This is a genomic window from Sorangium sp. So ce176 (genome assembly GCF_051519835.1).
GTDB classification, from domain to species: Bacteria; Myxococcota_A; Polyangia; order Polyangiales; family Polyangiaceae; genus Sorangium; species Sorangium cellulosum_G.
In genome coordinates this window covers 9,722,857-9,738,734 of record NZ_CP150371.1, presented here as the reverse complement: position 1 = coordinate 9,738,734, position 15,878 = coordinate 9,722,857, and the positions used below count along the sequence as shown (strand labels likewise).

Annotated in this window: 12 protein-coding genes; 8 read left to right on the top strand and 4 right to left on the bottom strand. The window is 73.0% G+C overall.

Annotation, left to right across the window (positions count from 1 at the left end; genetic code table 11):
* Positions 1 to 103: 103 nt before the first annotated feature.
* Positions 104 to 1,942 (top strand): SLC13 family permease, encoded by a 1,839-nt coding sequence (locus tag WMF42_RS36845; RefSeq protein WP_437687774.1) that lies wholly within the window; start codon positions 104 to 106, stop codon positions 1,940 to 1,942.
* Between the two features lie 77 nt (positions 1,943 to 2,019).
* Here WMF42_RS36845 and WMF42_RS36840 read toward each other — a convergent pair whose 3' ends face one another.
* The gene (locus tag WMF42_RS36840; RefSeq protein WP_155798107.1) at positions 2,020 to 2,157 is read right to left on the bottom strand and encodes a hypothetical protein; all 138 of its coding nucleotides are present in this window, start codon (positions 2,155 to 2,157) and stop codon (positions 2,020 to 2,022) included.
* Between the two features lie 99 nt (positions 2,158 to 2,256).
* On the opposite strand from WMF42_RS36840, the gene WMF42_RS36835 reads away from it, so the two are divergent.
* The 3 genes from WMF42_RS36835 (at position 2,257) to WMF42_RS36825 (ending at position 5,897) form a co-directional block, all read left to right on the top strand.
* Positions 2,257 to 3,783, top strand: a complete 1,527-nt coding sequence (locus tag WMF42_RS36835; RefSeq protein WP_061606400.1) for a cation:proton antiporter — start codon at positions 2,257 to 2,259, stop codon at positions 3,781 to 3,783.
* Positions 3,767 to 4,489 carry a potassium channel family protein gene (locus tag WMF42_RS36830; protein WP_437687772.1) on the top strand — a complete coding sequence of 241 codons (723 nt, stop codon included), beginning with the start codon at positions 3,767 to 3,769 and terminating at the stop codon, positions 4,487 to 4,489. Before WMF42_RS36835 ends, WMF42_RS36830 begins: the two co-directional genes overlap by 17 nt.
* Before the next feature lie 115 nt (positions 4,490 to 4,604).
* Complete coding sequence (locus WMF42_RS36825) at positions 4,605 to 5,897, top strand: monooxygenase (RefSeq protein ID WP_437687770.1); 1,293 nt, start codon at positions 4,605 to 4,607, stop codon at positions 5,895 to 5,897.
* 193 nt (positions 5,898 to 6,090) lie between these two features.
* On the opposite strand, the gene WMF42_RS36820 is transcribed toward WMF42_RS36825, so the two are convergent.
* Complete coding sequence (locus WMF42_RS36820; protein WP_437687768.1) at positions 6,091 to 6,291, bottom strand: hypothetical protein; 201 nt, start codon at positions 6,289 to 6,291, stop codon at positions 6,091 to 6,093.
* Between WMF42_RS36820 and WMF42_RS36815 the strand changes: the two genes are divergently transcribed.
* From WMF42_RS36815 to WMF42_RS36805, 3 genes are all read left to right on the top strand, one after another.
* Positions 6,290 to 9,979, top strand: coding sequence for an nSTAND1 domain-containing NTPase (locus WMF42_RS36815; RefSeq protein WP_437687767.1), 3,690 nt, complete (start codon positions 6,290 to 6,292; stop codon positions 9,977 to 9,979). The two genes, WMF42_RS36820 and WMF42_RS36815, sit on opposite strands and share 2 nt — an antisense overlap.
* A 133-nt stretch (positions 9,980 to 10,112) precedes the next feature.
* The gene (locus WMF42_RS36810; protein WP_437687765.1) at positions 10,113 to 11,126 is read left to right on the top strand and encodes an ADYC domain-containing protein; all 1,014 of its coding nucleotides are present in this window, start codon (positions 10,113 to 10,115) and stop codon (positions 11,124 to 11,126) included.
* Between the two features lie 243 nt (positions 11,127 to 11,369).
* Positions 11,370 to 12,524, top strand: coding sequence for a ferritin-like domain-containing protein (locus tag WMF42_RS36805; protein WP_437687763.1), 1,155 nt, complete (start codon positions 11,370 to 11,372; stop codon positions 12,522 to 12,524).
* A gap of 53 nt (positions 12,525 to 12,577) precedes the next feature.
* On the opposite strand, the gene WMF42_RS36800 is transcribed toward WMF42_RS36805, so the two are convergent.
* Together WMF42_RS36800 and WMF42_RS36795 are read right to left on the bottom strand one after the other, a co-directional pair.
* Positions 12,578 to 13,501, bottom strand: coding sequence for a DMT family transporter (locus tag WMF42_RS36800; RefSeq protein ID WP_434043301.1), 924 nt, complete (start codon positions 13,499 to 13,501; stop codon positions 12,578 to 12,580).
* Between the two features lie 260 nt (positions 13,502 to 13,761).
* The gene (locus WMF42_RS36795) at positions 13,762 to 14,352 is read right to left on the bottom strand and encodes a peroxiredoxin (protein ID WP_437687761.1); all 591 of its coding nucleotides are present in this window, start codon (positions 14,350 to 14,352) and stop codon (positions 13,762 to 13,764) included.
* A 443-nt stretch (positions 14,353 to 14,795) separates the two neighbouring features.
* Here WMF42_RS36795 and ypfJ point away from each other — a divergent pair, with 443 nt between their 5' ends.
* Positions 14,796 to 15,632 (top strand): KPN_02809 family neutral zinc metallopeptidase, encoded by an 837-nt coding sequence (ypfJ, locus tag WMF42_RS36790; RefSeq protein WP_434043299.1) that lies wholly within the window; start codon positions 14,796 to 14,798, stop codon positions 15,630 to 15,632.
* The last annotated feature ends 246 nt before the right edge of the window (positions 15,633 to 15,878 follow it).

Below are 15,878 nucleotides of genomic sequence, written 5' to 3'. Positions count from 1 at the left end.
CGCGCGAGCAACGCGGCCAGCGACGCGCGCGAGCGCGGGCGGAGAGCGCGCCGGAACGGGGAGCGAGCCGCCGCGCGAGAGTCCCGCTAGGCTCCGGCGCCCCATGACCTCGGAGGCCCTCCTCGCGCTCGCCATCCTCGCGCTCACGATCGTCCTCTTCGTGAGCGATCGCCTGCGGCTCGACGTGGTGGCGATGATGTCGTTGCTCGCCCTGACGATCTCCGGTGTGACCGCGGTCCCGGACGCGCTCGCCGGGTTCTCGAACCCGGCAGTGCTCATGATCGCCGGCCTGTTCGTCGTCGGCGCCGCGCTGACCGACACGGGGGTCGCCGACTGGCTGGGCCAGCGCCTCGAGCGCTTCGCCCGCGGCGGGGAGGCCAAGGTCATCGCGGTGGTGATGGGGGCGACCGCGCTCGTGTCCGCCTTCATGAGCTCCACGGGCACCGTGGCGATCCTCCTGCCGGTGGTCGGGACGCTCGCGCTCCGCCGCGGGATCGCGCCGGCGCGGCTCTTCATGCCCGTCGCTTTCGCGGCCCACCTCGGGAGCAACCTCACGCTCATCAGCACGCCGCCGAACCTGCTCGTGAGCGAGGCGCTCCGCGCGGCCGGCCGCGAGCCGCTCCGCTTCTTCAGCTTCACCATCCCCGGCGTCGTCGTGCTCGCGGTCGGCGTCGCCTACATGATCTCGATCGGCCGCCGCGCGCTGCCCAGCCAGGAAGACAGGGCGGACGCGGGCGCGCCGCGGTCGCTCTCGCTCGACGACCTCTCGATGGAGTACGGCCTCGGCGGCGCCCTGCGCGCGGTGCGCGTCCCGCCCGGCGCGAGGCTCATCGGCCTCACGCTCGGAAAGGCGAACGTGCGGGCCGACTTCGGCGTGACCGTCGTCGGCATCGCGCGCCCCGGGCCGGGCGGCCTCGAGGCGCAGCGCGTGGTGCCGCAGACTGTGTTCTCCGCCGGCGACGAGCTGCGCTTGCTCGGGAGCGACGAGAAGATCGCGGCGCTCACCGAGAGCTTCGGCCTCGAGGCGCTCCCCGCGCGCCCCATCTTTTCGCTGCCCCCCGAGGAGTCGCTCGCCGAGGTGGTGCTGCCGCGGCGCTCCGGCCTGGCCGGGCAGACCCTGAGGGACGCCAGGTTCCGCGACCGCTACCGCGCGAGCGTGCTCTCGATCCGGCGCGGCGAGGGCTGGCTCCCTGTGTTCCACGCGACGCCCGAGCTGCGCGATCTCAAGCTCCGCGCCGGCGACACGCTGCTCGTGAAGGGGCGGCTCAAGCACCTGAAGAACCTGCGGGACGAGCGGCGGGACCTCGTGCTGGTCGCCGAGCCCGACGCGCGGGGCGACGTCCTCGTCGATCGCGAGCGCGCCGCCGTCGCCGTGTGCATCACCCTGGGCATGCTCGTCTGCATGGCGCTCGGGTGGCTGCCCAACGTCATCGCCGTGCTGCTCGCCGCTGTCCTCCTCGTGCTCGCGCGGTGCGTGCGCCCTGCGGACGTCTACCGCGCCGTGAACTGGGAGAGCGTCGTGCTCATCGCCGGGATGGTCCCCCTCGCCACCGCGCTCGAGCGCACCGGCGCGATGGGCGCCGCCGTCTCCGCCGTCGAGGGGCTCCTGGCGGGGGCGCGCCCCGCGGTGGTCCTCGGCCTGCTCGTCCTCGCCACGTCGGCGATCGGCATGGTCCTCTCGAACACAGCGACGGCCGTGCTCATGGCCCCCCTCGCTGTCCGCCTGGCCGGCGCGCTGGGCCTCGCGCCGGAGCCGCTGCTCCTCGGGGTCGCCTTCGCGTCCTCGGCGGCGTTCGCCACGCCGATCGCCTCTCCGGTGAACATCCTCGTCATGGGGCCCGGCGGCTATCATTTCAAAGACTTCACCCGCGTCGGGCTGCCCCTGCAGCTCCTCGTGCTGGCGACCGCGGTGATCGTCATCCCGCTCGTCTGGCCCTTCTGAGCGCGCGCAAACGCGCCTCCGCTCCATGCCGGCTATCGCCCGATGTGGAGAATCCAGAGAGCGCCGCCGATGTCGTGTCATGTCATCTCGGGCGACGGCTCGCTCGCCGGGACAGGCGTGCTCCCGTCGGAGACCGGCTCCAGCGCGGGCGTACCGGCGGCGCCCCGGAGCCACATCTTGCGGATCCCGGAGCGATCCTGTAGCGGAGGATCCACGGTGATCGCCCTCGTGGACCTCACGCATGCCGCGACGCGCCCGACGCGCGCGCCGACTGCCAGCGTCCCTGTCTCGCCGCCTCCGCCGCGGGGAGACGCATGAGGGAGCGGCTCGAGAGCCTGCTCCTCGTCCTCGCCGTCGGCTCCGTCGTCGCGATCGGCGCCAAGCGCGTCGGGGTTCCTTACAACGCCGCGCTCGTCCTCATCGGGCTCCTCCTCGTCGTCCTCGACGTGCTGCCGAACGCGCCGATGGACCCGGAGGTCATCCTCATCGCGTTCCTCCCGGTGCTCGTCTTCGAGGGCGCCCTGGCCGCGGACGCGGACAGCCTGCGCGCCGCGAGCCGGCCCATCCTCGCGCTCGCCGTGCCGGGGGTGCTCATCTCGCTGCTCGGCACCGCCGCGGTGGCGACGCTGGTGCTCGACCTCCCGTTCTCGGCGGCGCTCCTCCTCGGCGCGCTGCTCGCCATCACCGACACAGTGAGCGTGCTGCTCGCCTTCCGGAGCGTCCGCGTGCCGCACCGGCTGGCCGCGATCATGGAGGGAGAGAGCCTCTTCAACGACGGCACGGCGCTCGTGCTCGTTGTGCTCGCCTCGCGCGTGCTCGCGAGCGGCACGTTCGACCCGATCGAGACCTTCCGCGCCCTCTCGATGGCGATGCTCGGCGGCGCCGTCCTCGGCGGCGCCTTCGGCGCCCTCGGCGCGGTCCTGCTCCGCCGCACGCCGGATCACCTGACCGCGATCCTCGCCTCGCTCGTGCTCGTGTTCGCCACGGCCCTGCTCACCGAGCGGCTCCACGCCTCGCCGGTCATCGCCGTCGTTGTCGCCGGCGTTGTCGTCGGCAAGGCCGCGCGCCGCCACCTCGAGCCCTCGCGCGTGCTCGCGCTCGAGGGGTTCTGGGAGACGACCGGCTTCTTCCTCAACGTGCTGCTCTTCCTGCTCGTCGGCATGCAGATCCAGGCGGAGATGCTCGTGCGCGAGGCGGCCTCCATCGGCCTCGCGCTCATCGCCCTGCACGCGGGCCGGGCGGTGGCCGTCTACGGCTGCTTCGGGGCGCTCCGGGCCATGACGCGGGAGGTCGTGCCGTTCCGCTGGCAGCACGTGATGCTTGTCGGCAACATCAAGGGCGCGCTCTCGATGGCGGCCGTCCTCAGCCTCCCGAAGGACATGCCGTTCCGCGAGCGGCTGATCACGATCGTCTTCGGCGTGACCTTCGTGACCCTCGTCGCGCAGGCGCTGCCGTTCGCGCGGCTGCTCAAGTTCCTCAATGTCGCGGCCCCGAGCACCGACGCCGCGCTCGACGCCGCGAAGGCGACGCTCATCGCCGCGCGGCGCGGCCACGCCGAGCTCGACGACCTGCTCGCCGCGGGGCTCGTGTCCCGCAAGGAGCACGCGGAGCGCCGGGCCGCGTTCCAGCGCCAGGTGATCGCGGCGGAGGTCGCGCTCCAGTCGCCGCAGGGCGAGGCGGTGCGCGACCACCTCACGGACCTCGCGCTGCTCACGGCGCAGAAGGCGGCGGTGCTCGACGCGGCGAGGCGCGGGCTCATCGCCGACGAGACGGCGAACGCCCACGTGGGCGAGATCGATCGCGAGATGATGAAGCTGCACGAGCATGAAGGAGGCGGCTGAGATGCGCGTGCTCATCGTGGGCGCCGGGCGCGCAGGGCTGAGCGTGGCTGTGCACCTCGCGCAGACGGGCCACGAGGTGACCATCGTCGATCGCGACGACGCGATCGCCACGAGCGCCTTCGAGCGCCACGGCCTCGTCTCGCTCGTGGGGGACGCGACCGACGCCGGGCTCCTCAAGGAGGCCGAGGTGGGGCGCGCCGACGTGGTCGTGGCCATGCTCCGCCGCGACGCGGACAACCTCGCCGTCGCGCTGCTCGCCCAGGCCGCGGGCGCCAAGCGCGTGATGGTGCGCATGCGGGACCCCGACTACCGCAGCGTGTACGTGCGCGCGGGCGTGCACCGGATCCTCTCCGAGATCGACGTCTTCATCGGCGCGATGGCCACCGCCATCGAGCACCCGGGCGTCCGCCACGCGATGGTGCTCGGCACAGGCGAGTCCGTGGCGTTCGAGCTCGACATCCCCGTCGACTCGATGGTCGCCGGCCGCACCGTGAGCGTCATCGCGGGCAGCGCCGGCTTCCCGGCGTCGTGCGTCTTCGCCGGCGTCTACCGCCCGGATGGCCGCGTCGAGGCGCCGCGCGGCTCCTCCGTCGTCGCGGGGGGCGCCACGGTGCTCCTCGTGGCCGCGCGCGACGAGCTCGCGAACGTCATCGCGTTCTTCCTCCGGCGCGATCCGGCGGCCGGGGGGCATCATGATCGTCGCTGATCGCGGCTGACCGTCATCGAACGTCGCCGGGCGTCATCGAACGTCGCTCGGCGGCTGAAACAAGGCAGGTGTTTCCATGTCGAGGTGCGCGGGGTTCACGGGCTCACGGGCGTGGATGGGCGTCGCGCTGGCCGTCGCCACGGCGGCGTGCGGCGGCGAGGACGAGGCCGGGGGCGCGGCGGGCGGCGGGGTCCAGGCCGCGGCGTCGTATTACCGGGACGTCAAGCCGATCTTCGACGCGCGGTGCACGGGCTGCCACAGCAGCGGCGGCGTCGCGCCGTTCTCGCTCGAGAGCCACGAGGCGGCGGCGGCGTGGGCCCCGCACATCAAGCGGGCCGTCGTCGATCGCGCGATGCCCCCCTGGCCGGCGGACAGCGGCTGCGCCGATTACGTGGGCGATCGCTCCCTGTCCGAGCCGCAGATCCAGACGATCGCCGCGTGGGTCGACGGCGGCGCGGCCGCGGGCGACCCGGCCGACGAGGGCCCGCCGCTCGATCCGCCGGAGACCAGCGAGCTCGCGCGGGTGGACCTGACCCTCCAGATGCCGGTCGAGTACACCCCGCAGGCGGCGCCCGACGATTACCGCTGCTTCATGATCGACTGGCCGGAGGAGAGCACGCGCTACGTCACCGGCTTCCAGGTCAGGCCCGGCGAGGAGCGCATCGTCCACCACGTGATCGCGTTCATGGCCGGGCCGGAGATCCTCGATACGCTCGACGAGTTCGACGCGGCCGACTCGGACCCCGGCTACCCCTGCTTCGGCGGGCCCGGGGTCAGGCTGGACTGGCTCGGGGGCTGGGTCCCCGGCGCCGGGAGCCTGAACTTCCCCGAGGGGACGGGCACCCGGATCGAGCCCGGCTCCCGGCTCGTCGTGCAGGTCCACTACAACACGCTCACGGCGGGCAAGCTGCCCGATCGCTCCTCGATCGACCTGACGCTCGAGAGCTCGGTCGAGCGGGAGGGATCGACGCAGCCGTGGACGAACCCGGTCTGGCTCGCCGGCGACTCCATGTTGATCCCCGCCTTCGAGGACGACGTCGTCCACCGCTGGGGGACCGATCCCACCCGGCCGCTCTCGGACGGCGCGCCGATCGAGCTCCACATCGCGGGCCTCCACATGCACACGCTCGGCCGCAGCGCGCGCCTCGAGATCGAGCGCGCCGACGGAAGCTCGGAGTGCGTGCTCGATATCCCACGCTGGAATTTCCACTGGCAAGGTAGTTATACGCTCGCCTCGCCCAAGGTGCTCAATCCAGGCGATAAGCTGTCGATCGAGTGTCACTGGGACAACACGCCGGAGAATCAGCCGTTCATCGACGGACAGCCGCGGGTGCCGACGGATGTGGTGTGGGGAGAAGGCACGAACGACGAGATGTGCCTCGGCACATTTTACATGACCGGGCGCTGATCCCCGCCGCGCCGCGTCGCGCCTGGAATCCACCCCACGCGCGCGAATCGACGCCTCGTCACGGCGGCAATACCCCACACCTCAGGACATGGGGATTTGCGCCGCGCGTCGCGCGTTTCATGCGTCCTCGTCGAATTCAACGCGGAACCTCTCCCCGCGAGGCGGGTATAGTCGTCTCGCAGTAACGGGCGCGTCACGTCACCGTGAAACACACCTCAGCTCCCACCGTCACGCAGGCCGCCCTCCGGCCCGGCGGCGCCGACACGCGGCCGCGGGCGTCGGGCGCGCTGTCGCCGCCCACCCCGGGCCCGGCGAGCCTGAGCCCGCCGAGCTTCGTCCCGCCGAGCCGCGTCGAGGAGTACCGGCTCGTCCAGAAGCTCGGCAGCGGCGGCATGGGGGACGTCTACCTCGCCCACGACACGCTGCTCGACCGGATGGTCGCGGTGAAGTTCATCCGCGCGGCGGCGGCGGACGCCGAGGTGCGCGCGCGGCTGCTCGCCGAGGCGCGCGCGGCCGCCCGCATCCAGCACCCGAACGTCGTCGCCGTCTACCGCGTCGGCGAGCTCCGCGGCCAGATGTTCATCGTCTCGGAGTTCGTCCGCGGCCAGAGCCTCGATTGCGTCGACATCCCGATGCCCTGGCACAGCGTGCTCGAGCTCGCCGCGGGGCTCGCGCGCGGCCTCGCGGCCGCCCACCGCCGCGGGGTGCTGCACCTCGACATCAAGCCGGGCAACGCGGTGCTCACCGAGGAAGGCGAGGCGAAGCTCCTCGACTTCGGCCTCGCGAAGCTCCTCGACCCGGTGGCGCGCCCCGAGCCCGCCGAGCCGCTCGACGGCGAGATCGTCCGGGAGGCCGAGATGGCGGCGCGGCTGCTCGACGGGACGAAGCACGTCAGCGGCGGCACGCCCCACTACCTGCCGCCCGAGCTGTGGCGCGGCGACCTGCCGACGCGCCGCTCGGACGTGTACTCGCTCGGCGCGCTGCTCTTCGAGCTCTGCGCCGGCTCGCCGCCGCACGGCGACGTGGCGCCGCAGGATCTCCCGCGCGTCGCCTTGACCTTCCGGCCGATGCCCCTCGCCACGCTCGCGCCGGGCGTCGACGCGCGGCTCGCGGCGGTCATCGAGCGGTGCCTCGAGATCGAGCCCGCCGCCCGCTTCGCCTCGGGCGACGAGCTGCGCGACGCGCTGGAGGAGCTGCTCGCGAGGAGCCGGCACGCCGCGATCGCCCCGGAGGGCAACCCCTACCGCGGGCTGCTCGTCTTCGACCTCGAGCACCGCGCGATGTTCTACGGGCGCAGCTCCGAGACAGGGACGATCCTCGACAGGCTGCGCTCCGAGCCGATGATCGTCGTCGCGGGCGACTCGGGCTCGGGCAAGTCGTCGCTCTGCCGCGCCGGCGTGCTCTCGCGCGTGCTCGAGGGCGCCCTCGGCGGCGGGCGCGACTTCCAGGCGGCCATGATGGTGCCCGGCCGGCACCCGCTCGCCGCCCTGGCCGCCGCGCTCGAGCCCGTCCTCGGCGCCCCCGCCGAGCGCATCGCCGACGCGGTGCGCGCGGCCCCGGGCTCGCTCGTCCGCGACCTCCGCGCGCGCGTCGGCGAGCGCGGCGGGCTCGTGCTGTTCGTCGACCAGATGGAGGAGCTCGCGACGCTGAGCAACCCGGGCGAGGCGGCGCTCGTCGGCGAGGTCCTGAGCGCGTTTGCGGCGCGATCGCCCTCGCTGCGCCTGCTCGCCACGGTGCGCGGCGACTTCCTCGCGCGTGTCGCCGGCATCTCGGGCCTCGGCGACGAGATCGAGCGCGCGCTCTACCTGCTCCGCCCGATGTCGGCGGACAAGCTCCGCGAGGCCATCACCGGGCCGGCGCGGGCCAAGGGCGTCGCGTTCGAGTCCGACGCCGTCATCGACGCGCTCGTCGAGTCGACGGCGCGCGCCGAGGGCGGGCTGCCGCTGCTCCAGTTCGCGCTCGCCGAGCTGTGGGACGCCCGCGCCGCGCCCGACGCGCCGCTCAGCAGCGCCGATCTCGCGCAGATCGGCGGCGTCGAGGGCGCGCTCGCCCGCCACGGCGATCGCGTGCTCGGCCGCATGGCGCCGGCGGTGCACGCGGCCGCGCGGCGGCTGCTCGGCGCGCTCATCACCCCGCAGGGCACGCGGGCGCGGCGCGTCGAGGGCGAGCTCGCGCAGCCGGGCGGCGACGAGGCGGCGCGCGCGGCGCTCGACGCGCTCGTGCAGGGGCGCCTCGTGTTCGCCCGCGAGGGCGAGCAGGGGACGGTCTACGAGATCGCCCACGAGGCGCTGATCCACGGCTGGGGGACGCTGCGCCACTGGCTGGAGGAGCAGCGCGAGCAGCGCGCGACGCGCCAGCGCCTCGAGGCGTCCGCCGCCGAGTGGGAGCGGCTCGGCCGGCGCCGCGACGCGCTCTTCAGCGCGCGCCAGCTCAAGGAGGCGAAGGGCCTCGATCCGGGCGATCTGCCGCCGCGCGAGGCGGCGTTCCTGACGGCGTCGCGGCGCGCCGTCCTGACGCAGCGGGCGATCCGGTGGGCGCTCGTCGTGGGCGTGCCGCTCGTCGCCGCGCTGCTCTACGGCGCGCTGGAGCTCAGGGCGTCGCGCCAGCTCGCCGCGCGCGCGGACCGGAAGATCCAGGAGGCGGCCGTCACCACGGCCGCCGCGGCGCGCGAGAGCGCCGCGGCCGAGGCGCTCGCCGCGGAGGCGCTCGCGACGTTCGACGACCGGCGCCGCGAGGAGGGCGAGGCGCTCTGGGACCGCGCGCGCCGGCGCGCCGCCGAGGCCGAGGGGCTCTACCTGCAGGCCAGCCAGAAGCTGGAGGCGGCGCTCACGCTCGACGGCGCGCGCGCCGACGCGCGCGCGCGGCTCGGCGACATCCTCTACGAGCGCGCGCTCGCCGCGGACCGGCGGGGCCACACCTCGCTGCGCGACGAGCTGCTCCAGCGCATGATCACGTACGATCCCGACGGCGCGCGCCAGCAGCGGTGGAACGCGCCCGCCGAGGTCGCCATCGAGACCGATCCTCCCGGCGCGGAGATCACGATCGAGCGGTACGAGGGCGACGCGGAGGGGCGCCGGCTGCTGGCCGATCGGCGGCTCCTTGGCGCGACGCCCCTGTCGCGCATCTCGCTCGCGCAGGGCTCTTACCTGCTCACCTGCGAGGCGCGCAACCGCGCCATCGTCCGCTATCCGTTCCTGGTCCGCCGCGGGGAGTCGCTGCGGCTCTCCGTCCCGCTGCCGCACGCCGGCGACGTCCCCCCCGGGTTCATCTACGTCCCGCCGGGCCGGTTCCTGTTCGGCGCCTCGCTGGACGACATGTACCGGTGGGCGTTCCTCTCCACCGTTCCGCTCCACGAGATCAGCACGGGCGCTTACCTCATCGCGCGTCACGAGACGACGTTCCAGGAGTGGCTCGACTACATCGAGGCGCTCCCGAGAGAGCCCCGCGGGCGCCCCTCGATCCAGGCGGGCAACGGCGCCATGACAGGCGCCCTCGGGCTCCGCCAGCTCCCGAGCGGTGTATGGCAGCTAACAATTCAGCCCACGGTGCAATCCTACACGGCGCGCGCCGGGGAGCCGCTCGTCTATGCCTCCCGGGGGGTGCGGGCGCAGCAGGACTGGCTCCGTTTTCCTGTCACGGGCATCTCCTTCGCTCAGGCAACCGAGTACGCCGCGTGGCTCCACCGGACAGGCCGTGTCCGCGGGGCCCGCCTCTGCACCGACCACGAGTGGGAGCGCGCGGCGCGCGGCGCCGACAGCCGCATCTTCCCGCACGGGGACAGCCTCTCTCCCGGCGACGCCAACTTCGATGAGACCTACGGCAAGGAGAGCTCCACGATGGGTCCGGATGAGGTGGGCTCGCACCCTGCCTCACGTAGTCCCTTCGGGGTCGACGACATGGCGGGGAACGTCCTGGAGTGGGCGATTTCTTCGATCGAGGTGGATAAAGTACTTTTACGCGGCGGTGCTTACCTCTACGATCAAACATCGGTCCGGAGTGACAATCGGACCGTCGTTGACGGCACCTTCCTCGATCCGGTGATCGGTCTCCGCATCTGCGCCTCGTTCCCTCCACCGCCGTGAGGGACAAGGCCTGCTGCGGCGCCATGCGGCGCAGCAGCAGGCCTCGTCCCTCACGCGGCCGGGGCCCGAGCGCCGGAGGGGAGATCGTCAACGCAGTGACGTCACCGTTTCAGCGCTGGTTTCGGAGGCGATCATGGTGCAACGAGGGTTCCTGGCAGTGGTGGTGGTCGGGCTCTTGTCCCTGGGCGGCGGGTGCGCCGCGGAGAGCGACGTCGACGAGGGTGAGGAGGAGCCGGCGGAGAGCGCGCTCGCGCTGAGCGCGCTCAACAACCTCACCCTCAACGGCACGCACCTGAACGGCACCCAGCTCAATGGAGTCCGCTTCAACGGGGTCCGCTTCAACGGGGTTCGCTTCAACGGGGTCTCGCTGAGCGCGACGACGCTGGTCGGGACGCGCGCGACCGACGGCCGGCGCTTCCAGGGGGCCGATTTCATCGGGGTGGACATCGATGCGGTCCTGGACGACCTGTCGACCATGACTGTCCGCATCACGGATATCGTCGAGCGCGGCGGGCTCTCGTACTACACGGTGAAGTACAACGCCGGCGGCGGCCTGTGGGCGAACATCTGCGGTGAGGGCCTCGAGGCGATCCCTGTGCGGGGGACGTGGGACGCGGCGACCGGCGACTACGCGGACGACGGGAGCAGCTTCACCTTCGGCTGCCAGGGCGCGGCGATCGGGAAATGCGCCGAGTGGGGTTACAACGGGTGGGCGCCCCGGGCGGAGTGCAACGGGACCGTCTGCGCGAGCCGGGACCTCTCATATCTTCATCAGGCGTGCGTCCGCCTCGTGCGCGCGGACTACTGCGGCGACGGCGTGCCGCACACGAGGGCCGGGACGGCGATCGACATCTGGGACGCGCTCGGCATCCAGACGGAGACGCAAGGCTCCGGCATGGTCGTCGAGGCGGAGTGGACCGTGGACGGCGCCGCGTGCGTCAGGCACACGCGGTGGAAGGGCCTCGGGACCAGCAACCCGGACCGCGACTACATCATGACGCATTGCCCGGAGCGGTGGGCCGGGAACGACACGATCTGCGGCGGAGGCTCGTCGACATTCCACAAGGCGAACGGCTTCTCGACGCCGCTCGGACAGCGGCGCCTCCTGCGGAACGCCTCGTTCACGAGCAACGTGAGCCCGCTGTAGGCCGCGCCGCGCCGCTGGGCGCGATGACGGCCGCGCCCGGGCGGGAGTGCCAGAGTGTGTCAGCGCCGCGCGCGAAGGGCGATGGGCGCGCGCCGCTCGTCGGGCAGCGCTCACCGGCCTTGACGTGCCATGGCCCCGGCCCGCGTGGCACATGGCTTGCGATAGGATCCGGCGCAAGCCGCCATGTCGCGAGCTCCTCGCTGTGCTCACGAGGCAGCGGGCATGGGGCTGGAGGTGCACGCCATGCTGCTCGACCAATCGTTTCGACGAACGCTCATCGCCCGTCTCTTGCTGAGCGCCGGCCCCTCGACGGCGGCCGCGCTCCTCGTCGCGGCCCCGGGCTGCGGGGGGGAGCCCGAGGCCGCCGATGTCCGCTGCTTCGAGTGGCCCGAGGAGCTCGGGGCGTGCCTGGACCGCAGGCAGGCGGTCGAGGAGCTCAGGACCCTCTACCCGAGATGCAATGACTACATCGAGTCGGTGGAGAGCGACGCAGTCCAGCGAGACGGCACTTGCTGTTATGAGGTGACCTCGAGGCACAACTCCATGTACTGCGGCGTGCCGGGCCGGCCGTTCACGCTGGAGGGGCATCGGCGCACGGCGGTCCCGCGGGCGGCCGACCCCGGGTGGCTCGCGCGCGGGAGAGAGACCCGAGCGGGCGGGACGACGCCCTCGCTGGCGGAGCTCACGGACGAGGAGCGGGAGACGCTCGCGGAGAGCTGGCTCCGGAGCGCGCTGGAGGAGCACGCGTCGGTGGCGTCGTTCGCGCGCTTCGCGCTGGACCTGATGGCGCTCGGGGCGCCGTCGTCGCTGGTGGAGGCGGCGCACATCGCGGCGATCGACGAGGTCGGCCACGCCCGGCTCGGCTTCTCGCTCGCGTCCGCGTACCGTGGCGAGCCCGTCGGTCCCGCCGCGCTGCCGATGCCGGGCGGGGTGCCGGTCGCCGCGGACCTCGTATCGCTGGCGCGCGCCGCCGCGGAGGAGGGCTGCGTGGGCGAGACGGTGGCGGCGCTGATGGCGGCGGAGCAGCGCGCCCGCGCCGGGGACGCCGCTGTGCGCGCGGCGCTCGAGGCCATCGCGGAGGACGAGGCGCGGCACGCCGAGCTCGCGTGGCTGACGGTGGCGTGGGCGATCGGGGCCGGGGGCGAGCCGGTCCGCCGCGCCGTTGTCGAGGTGTTCGAGGCGGCGGCGCTGTCGCTCGGGCGGCCGCCTCCGGCTGCGGCCGAGCCGCCGCGGGGCCGCGCGGCGGCGCTGGCGGCGCACGGCCACCTCGGCGGGGCCGAGCTGCGCGAGCTGCCTCGCGCGGCGCTCGCCCAGGTGGTGCTGCCGTGCGCGCGCGCGCTCGGGCTCTGGACGCCCGCGGACGCCGGAGGGGCGGTGGCGCCGACGGCGAGCGCCTAGGGCCGACTCGCCTTGATCTGCGCCATGGCCTCGCGAAGCGGGGCGCAGGGCGCTCAGGTCGTCGCCGGCTTGTAGGTGGCGAAGAAGAGGCCCGGCAGCACCAGCGCCGCGCCGAGCCAATGGTAGAGGGCAAGCGCCTCGCCGAGGAGCAGCCAGGCCATCACGGCGGTATAGACCGGCGACAGATAGAGCAGCAGGCCGGTGCGGCCGGGGCCGAGATGCTGGGTGATATAGCCGTAGGTCGCGTACGCGCCGACGCCCGGCACGAGGACCAGGGTGAGCACGGCGGCGATGGTGCGCAGATCGAACTCCGGCGGACCGCGGCTGGCCAGCTCCCAGCCGAGCGCCGGCAGCAGCACGATCACCCCGGCCAGCGCGATCGCGGTGAGCCGCGCCGTGACGCCCAGCGGATCGGGCCACCGCTTCAGCAGCACGGCGTACAGCGCCCAGGAGATCGCGGCGGCAAGGATGATCAGGTCTCCGGCGCTGAAGTCGAGCGCGAGCAGCGCCGCCGGGTCGCCGCGCAGCACGATGATCAGCACGCCGGTCAGCGCCAGCGCCGCGCCCAGGCCCTGGCGCCGGCTGAGCCGGTCGCCGAACATGGCCCGTGACAGCAGGATGATGATCACCGGCGAGACGGCGTAAATCAGGCCGATGTTGGTGGCCGTGGTGCTGGCCGCGCCCACGTAGACGCCGGCGCCGCAGATGCCCATGCCGAGCAGCCCGAGCAGGGCATATCGGGCCCAGTCGCGGCGCAGCGCGGCGCGGCCGCGCCACAACTCGCGACCGCAGAAGGGCAGCAGCACCAGCACGACGCCCAGCCAGCGCAGCACCGCCAGCGCCACCGGCGGGATGAAATCGGCCGTGGCGCGCGCCAGCACCATGTTGGCGGTGAACAGCGCCGGGGTGACGAACAGCAGGACGTGGGCGATGCGCTGGTCGCGGGGCTCGGCGGAGCGGAGAGGGGAGGGGGCCACTGGCGGCGGAGACTAGGCAAGATCCGCTGCCATGGCCAGCGCCCGATCGTGACGCTGCCCGACAGCGAGCACACGCCGTGTGCCGCTTCCACGAGGCCAAAGCACGTATCCCGATGTGGCCGAAGCACCAGCCATGTCACCCGGTACAGGGCAGGGGACTTCACGGAGCTCCAGTACGGCTGGCGCTGGGTGGCGAGGCATCGCCACGAGATCGAACTTGCGATGTCCCTGCTCCGGACGCCGCTCGTTTTCCGGGGCGCTCAGCTCTTCGCTGCGGCGAGGATCGCCGCTGTGTGCTCCTTGGGATCGACCTCGAGCCACACCTGCTTGATCTTGCCGTCCTTGCCGATGAGGAAGGACTGGCGCGTGGCGAAGTCGTTGCGCAGCGGCACGTGGAACGCCCTGGAGACCGCGCCGTCGGCGTCGACGACGAGCGGGAAGGGGAGCTCGTATTTCTCGATGAAGGCCTGGTGGCTCTGCGCGTCCTGGGTCGAGACGCCGTAGACCTCGAGCCCCGCGGCCTGGAGGTCGGCCCAGCCGTCGCGCAGGCCCTTGGCCTGGACGGTGCAGCCCGGCGTGTCGTCCTTGGGGTAGAAATAGACGAGCACCTGCTTGCCTTGCAGGCTCGAGAGCGACACCTCCCTGCCGTCGTGGAGCGTGAGCTTCACGTCGGGCGCCGCGTCGCCGGGCTTGAGCGGAGCGGCCTGGGCGGCCCCGGAGGCGCCCGCCTGGGCGGGCTTGTCGGCGGCACCGCCGGGAGGAGCGCCGGCGGGCTCGTTGCAGCCCGCGGCGAGGGTCAGCGCCGCGAGCGCGAGGCCGGGGAGGGAGGCGAGGTGCGTTCGGGTCTTCATGGCGCGCAGGGTCCCACCGGGCCTCCGGGACCGCAAGCGAGCACCGCGCAGCGGATTGCGCCGCTGCTGAGGCTGACAGAGCAACGCTGGTGTTGACGGGTTGTCGAAGGGCGCTGCTGCCGTGTTGCCCAGGTCACTGCCTGGTTCATGATGGAGAGGAATTTGAACCACAGAGGCACAGAGGGCACAGAGGAGAGAAAGACTCTGTGTCCTCTGTGCCCTCTGTGCCCTCTGTGTCCTCTGTGCCCTCTGTGGTTCCCTCTCTCATGAACCAGGGAGCGCCCGGGCGACCCGATGGCGGGAGGGCGTGGACGCGAGGGATGCAGCGGCAGGTCGCGTATCGCCGGAGCGTCGACGCAGGGGCCAGGCGGGCGATGCAAAACGTCCTGACCGAAAGCTAAGGCGCCACCTGACGCGTGGTCCACGCTATAGGTGCGGTTGCCATGCGATGGACACCCGGGAAACGCAGTGCGAACCTCCAAGACCTCCGCGGCGTCTCCGGCGGGGCGAAGATGGGCATCGGCGGGACGGTGATCCTGCTCGTGCTGTCGCTCGTCTTCGGCAAGGATCTCCTCAGCTCGGGGCTCGGCCAGGGCGTCAGCCTCCCCGGCGCGCAGACCGAGCGCGCGAGCTCGCCCGAAGAGGAGCGGCTCGTCGACTTCGTTTCCTTCGTCCTCGATGACACCGAGGCGGTGTGGAAGCAGGCGTTCAGCCGCGACGGGCAGACGTACCCGGCCCCCAAGCTCACGGTGTTCACCGACTCCGTGAGGTCGGGCTGCGGCGTCGGCGAGGCGGCGATGGGCCCGTTCTACTGCCCGGCGGACCGGACGGCGTACATCGACCTCGGCTTCTACCGCGAGCTCAAGGCGCGGTTCGGCGCGCCCGGCGACTTCGCCCAGGCGTACGTGCTCGCCCACGAGATCGGCCACCACGTGCAGAACGTGCTCGGGATCGAGCGCCGCGTGCGCCAGCAGCAGAGCGCGCGCCCGGGCGATCGGAACGCCCTCTCCGTGCGGATGGAGCTCCAGGCGGATTGCTTCGCCGGCGTGTGGGCCCACTCCACGGCGAAGCGCGACCTGCTCGAGACGGGCGACGTCGAGGAGGCGCTCCAGGCCGCGTCCGCGATCGGCGACGACCGGCTGCAGAAGAGCGCGACAGGCAGGGTCAACCCGGAGACGTGGACGCACGGCTCGTCCGCGCAGCGGGTCACCTGGTTCAAGCGCGGCATGCAGGGCGGCCGCGTCGAGGACTGCGACACGTTCGCGGAGGGCTCGCCCTGACAGCGACACGCGCCCGAGACGGCCTGTTCTGCCCGCGCGCGCGTCGCCAGGCCGGCTCCGCCGCGGCGCGTGTGTTCAAGACGACCCCGTAGAAGCCCTGTCGAAGCGCGCGACGCCGCCCCTCCGTCCGCCCTTCGTTCGAGGAGCGCAGCCGCGTGAAGAGCGGCTCGCGACAGCTCCGGCCGACGGTGTACCCTGCTCGCCCGCCGATGGTCTCGCTGTACGGTGTCCTTCGCCCCCCGCCGC

What these genes read in the sequence shown, in the direction of transcription:
- WMF42_RS36845 (WP_437687774.1), top strand. Translation starts at nt 104, where the DNA reads ATGACCTCGGAGGCCCTCCTCGCGCTCGCCATCCTCGCGCTCACGATC.
- WMF42_RS36835 (WP_061606400.1), top strand. Translation starts at nt 2,257, where the DNA reads ATGAGGGAGCGGCTCGAGAGCCTGCTCCTCGTCCTCGCCGTCGGCTCC.
- WMF42_RS36830 (WP_437687772.1), top strand. Translation starts at nt 3,767, where the DNA reads ATGAAGGAGGCGGCTGAGATGCGCGTGCTCATCGTGGGCGCCGGGCGC.
- WMF42_RS36825 (WP_437687770.1), top strand. Translation starts at nt 4,605, where the DNA reads ATGGGCGTCGCGCTGGCCGTCGCCACGGCGGCGTGCGGCGGCGAGGAC.
- WMF42_RS36815 (WP_437687767.1), top strand. Translation starts at nt 6,290, where the DNA reads ATGGGGGACGTCTACCTCGCCCACGACACGCTGCTCGACCGGATGGTC.
- WMF42_RS36820 (WP_437687768.1), bottom strand. Translation starts at nt 6,291, where the DNA reads ATGCCGCCGCTGCCGAGCTTCTGGACGAGCCGGTACTCCTCGACGCGG.
- WMF42_RS36810 (WP_437687765.1), top strand. Translation starts at nt 10,113, where the DNA reads ATGGTGCAACGAGGGTTCCTGGCAGTGGTGGTGGTCGGGCTCTTGTCC.
- WMF42_RS36805 (WP_437687763.1), top strand. Translation starts at nt 11,370, where the DNA reads ATGCTGCTCGACCAATCGTTTCGACGAACGCTCATCGCCCGTCTCTTG.
- WMF42_RS36795 (WP_437687761.1), bottom strand. Translation starts at nt 14,352, where the DNA reads ATGAAGACCCGAACGCACCTCGCCTCCCTCCCCGGCCTCGCGCTCGCG.
- ypfJ (WP_434043299.1), top strand. Translation starts at nt 14,796, where the DNA reads ATGCGATGGACACCCGGGAAACGCAGTGCGAACCTCCAAGACCTCCGC.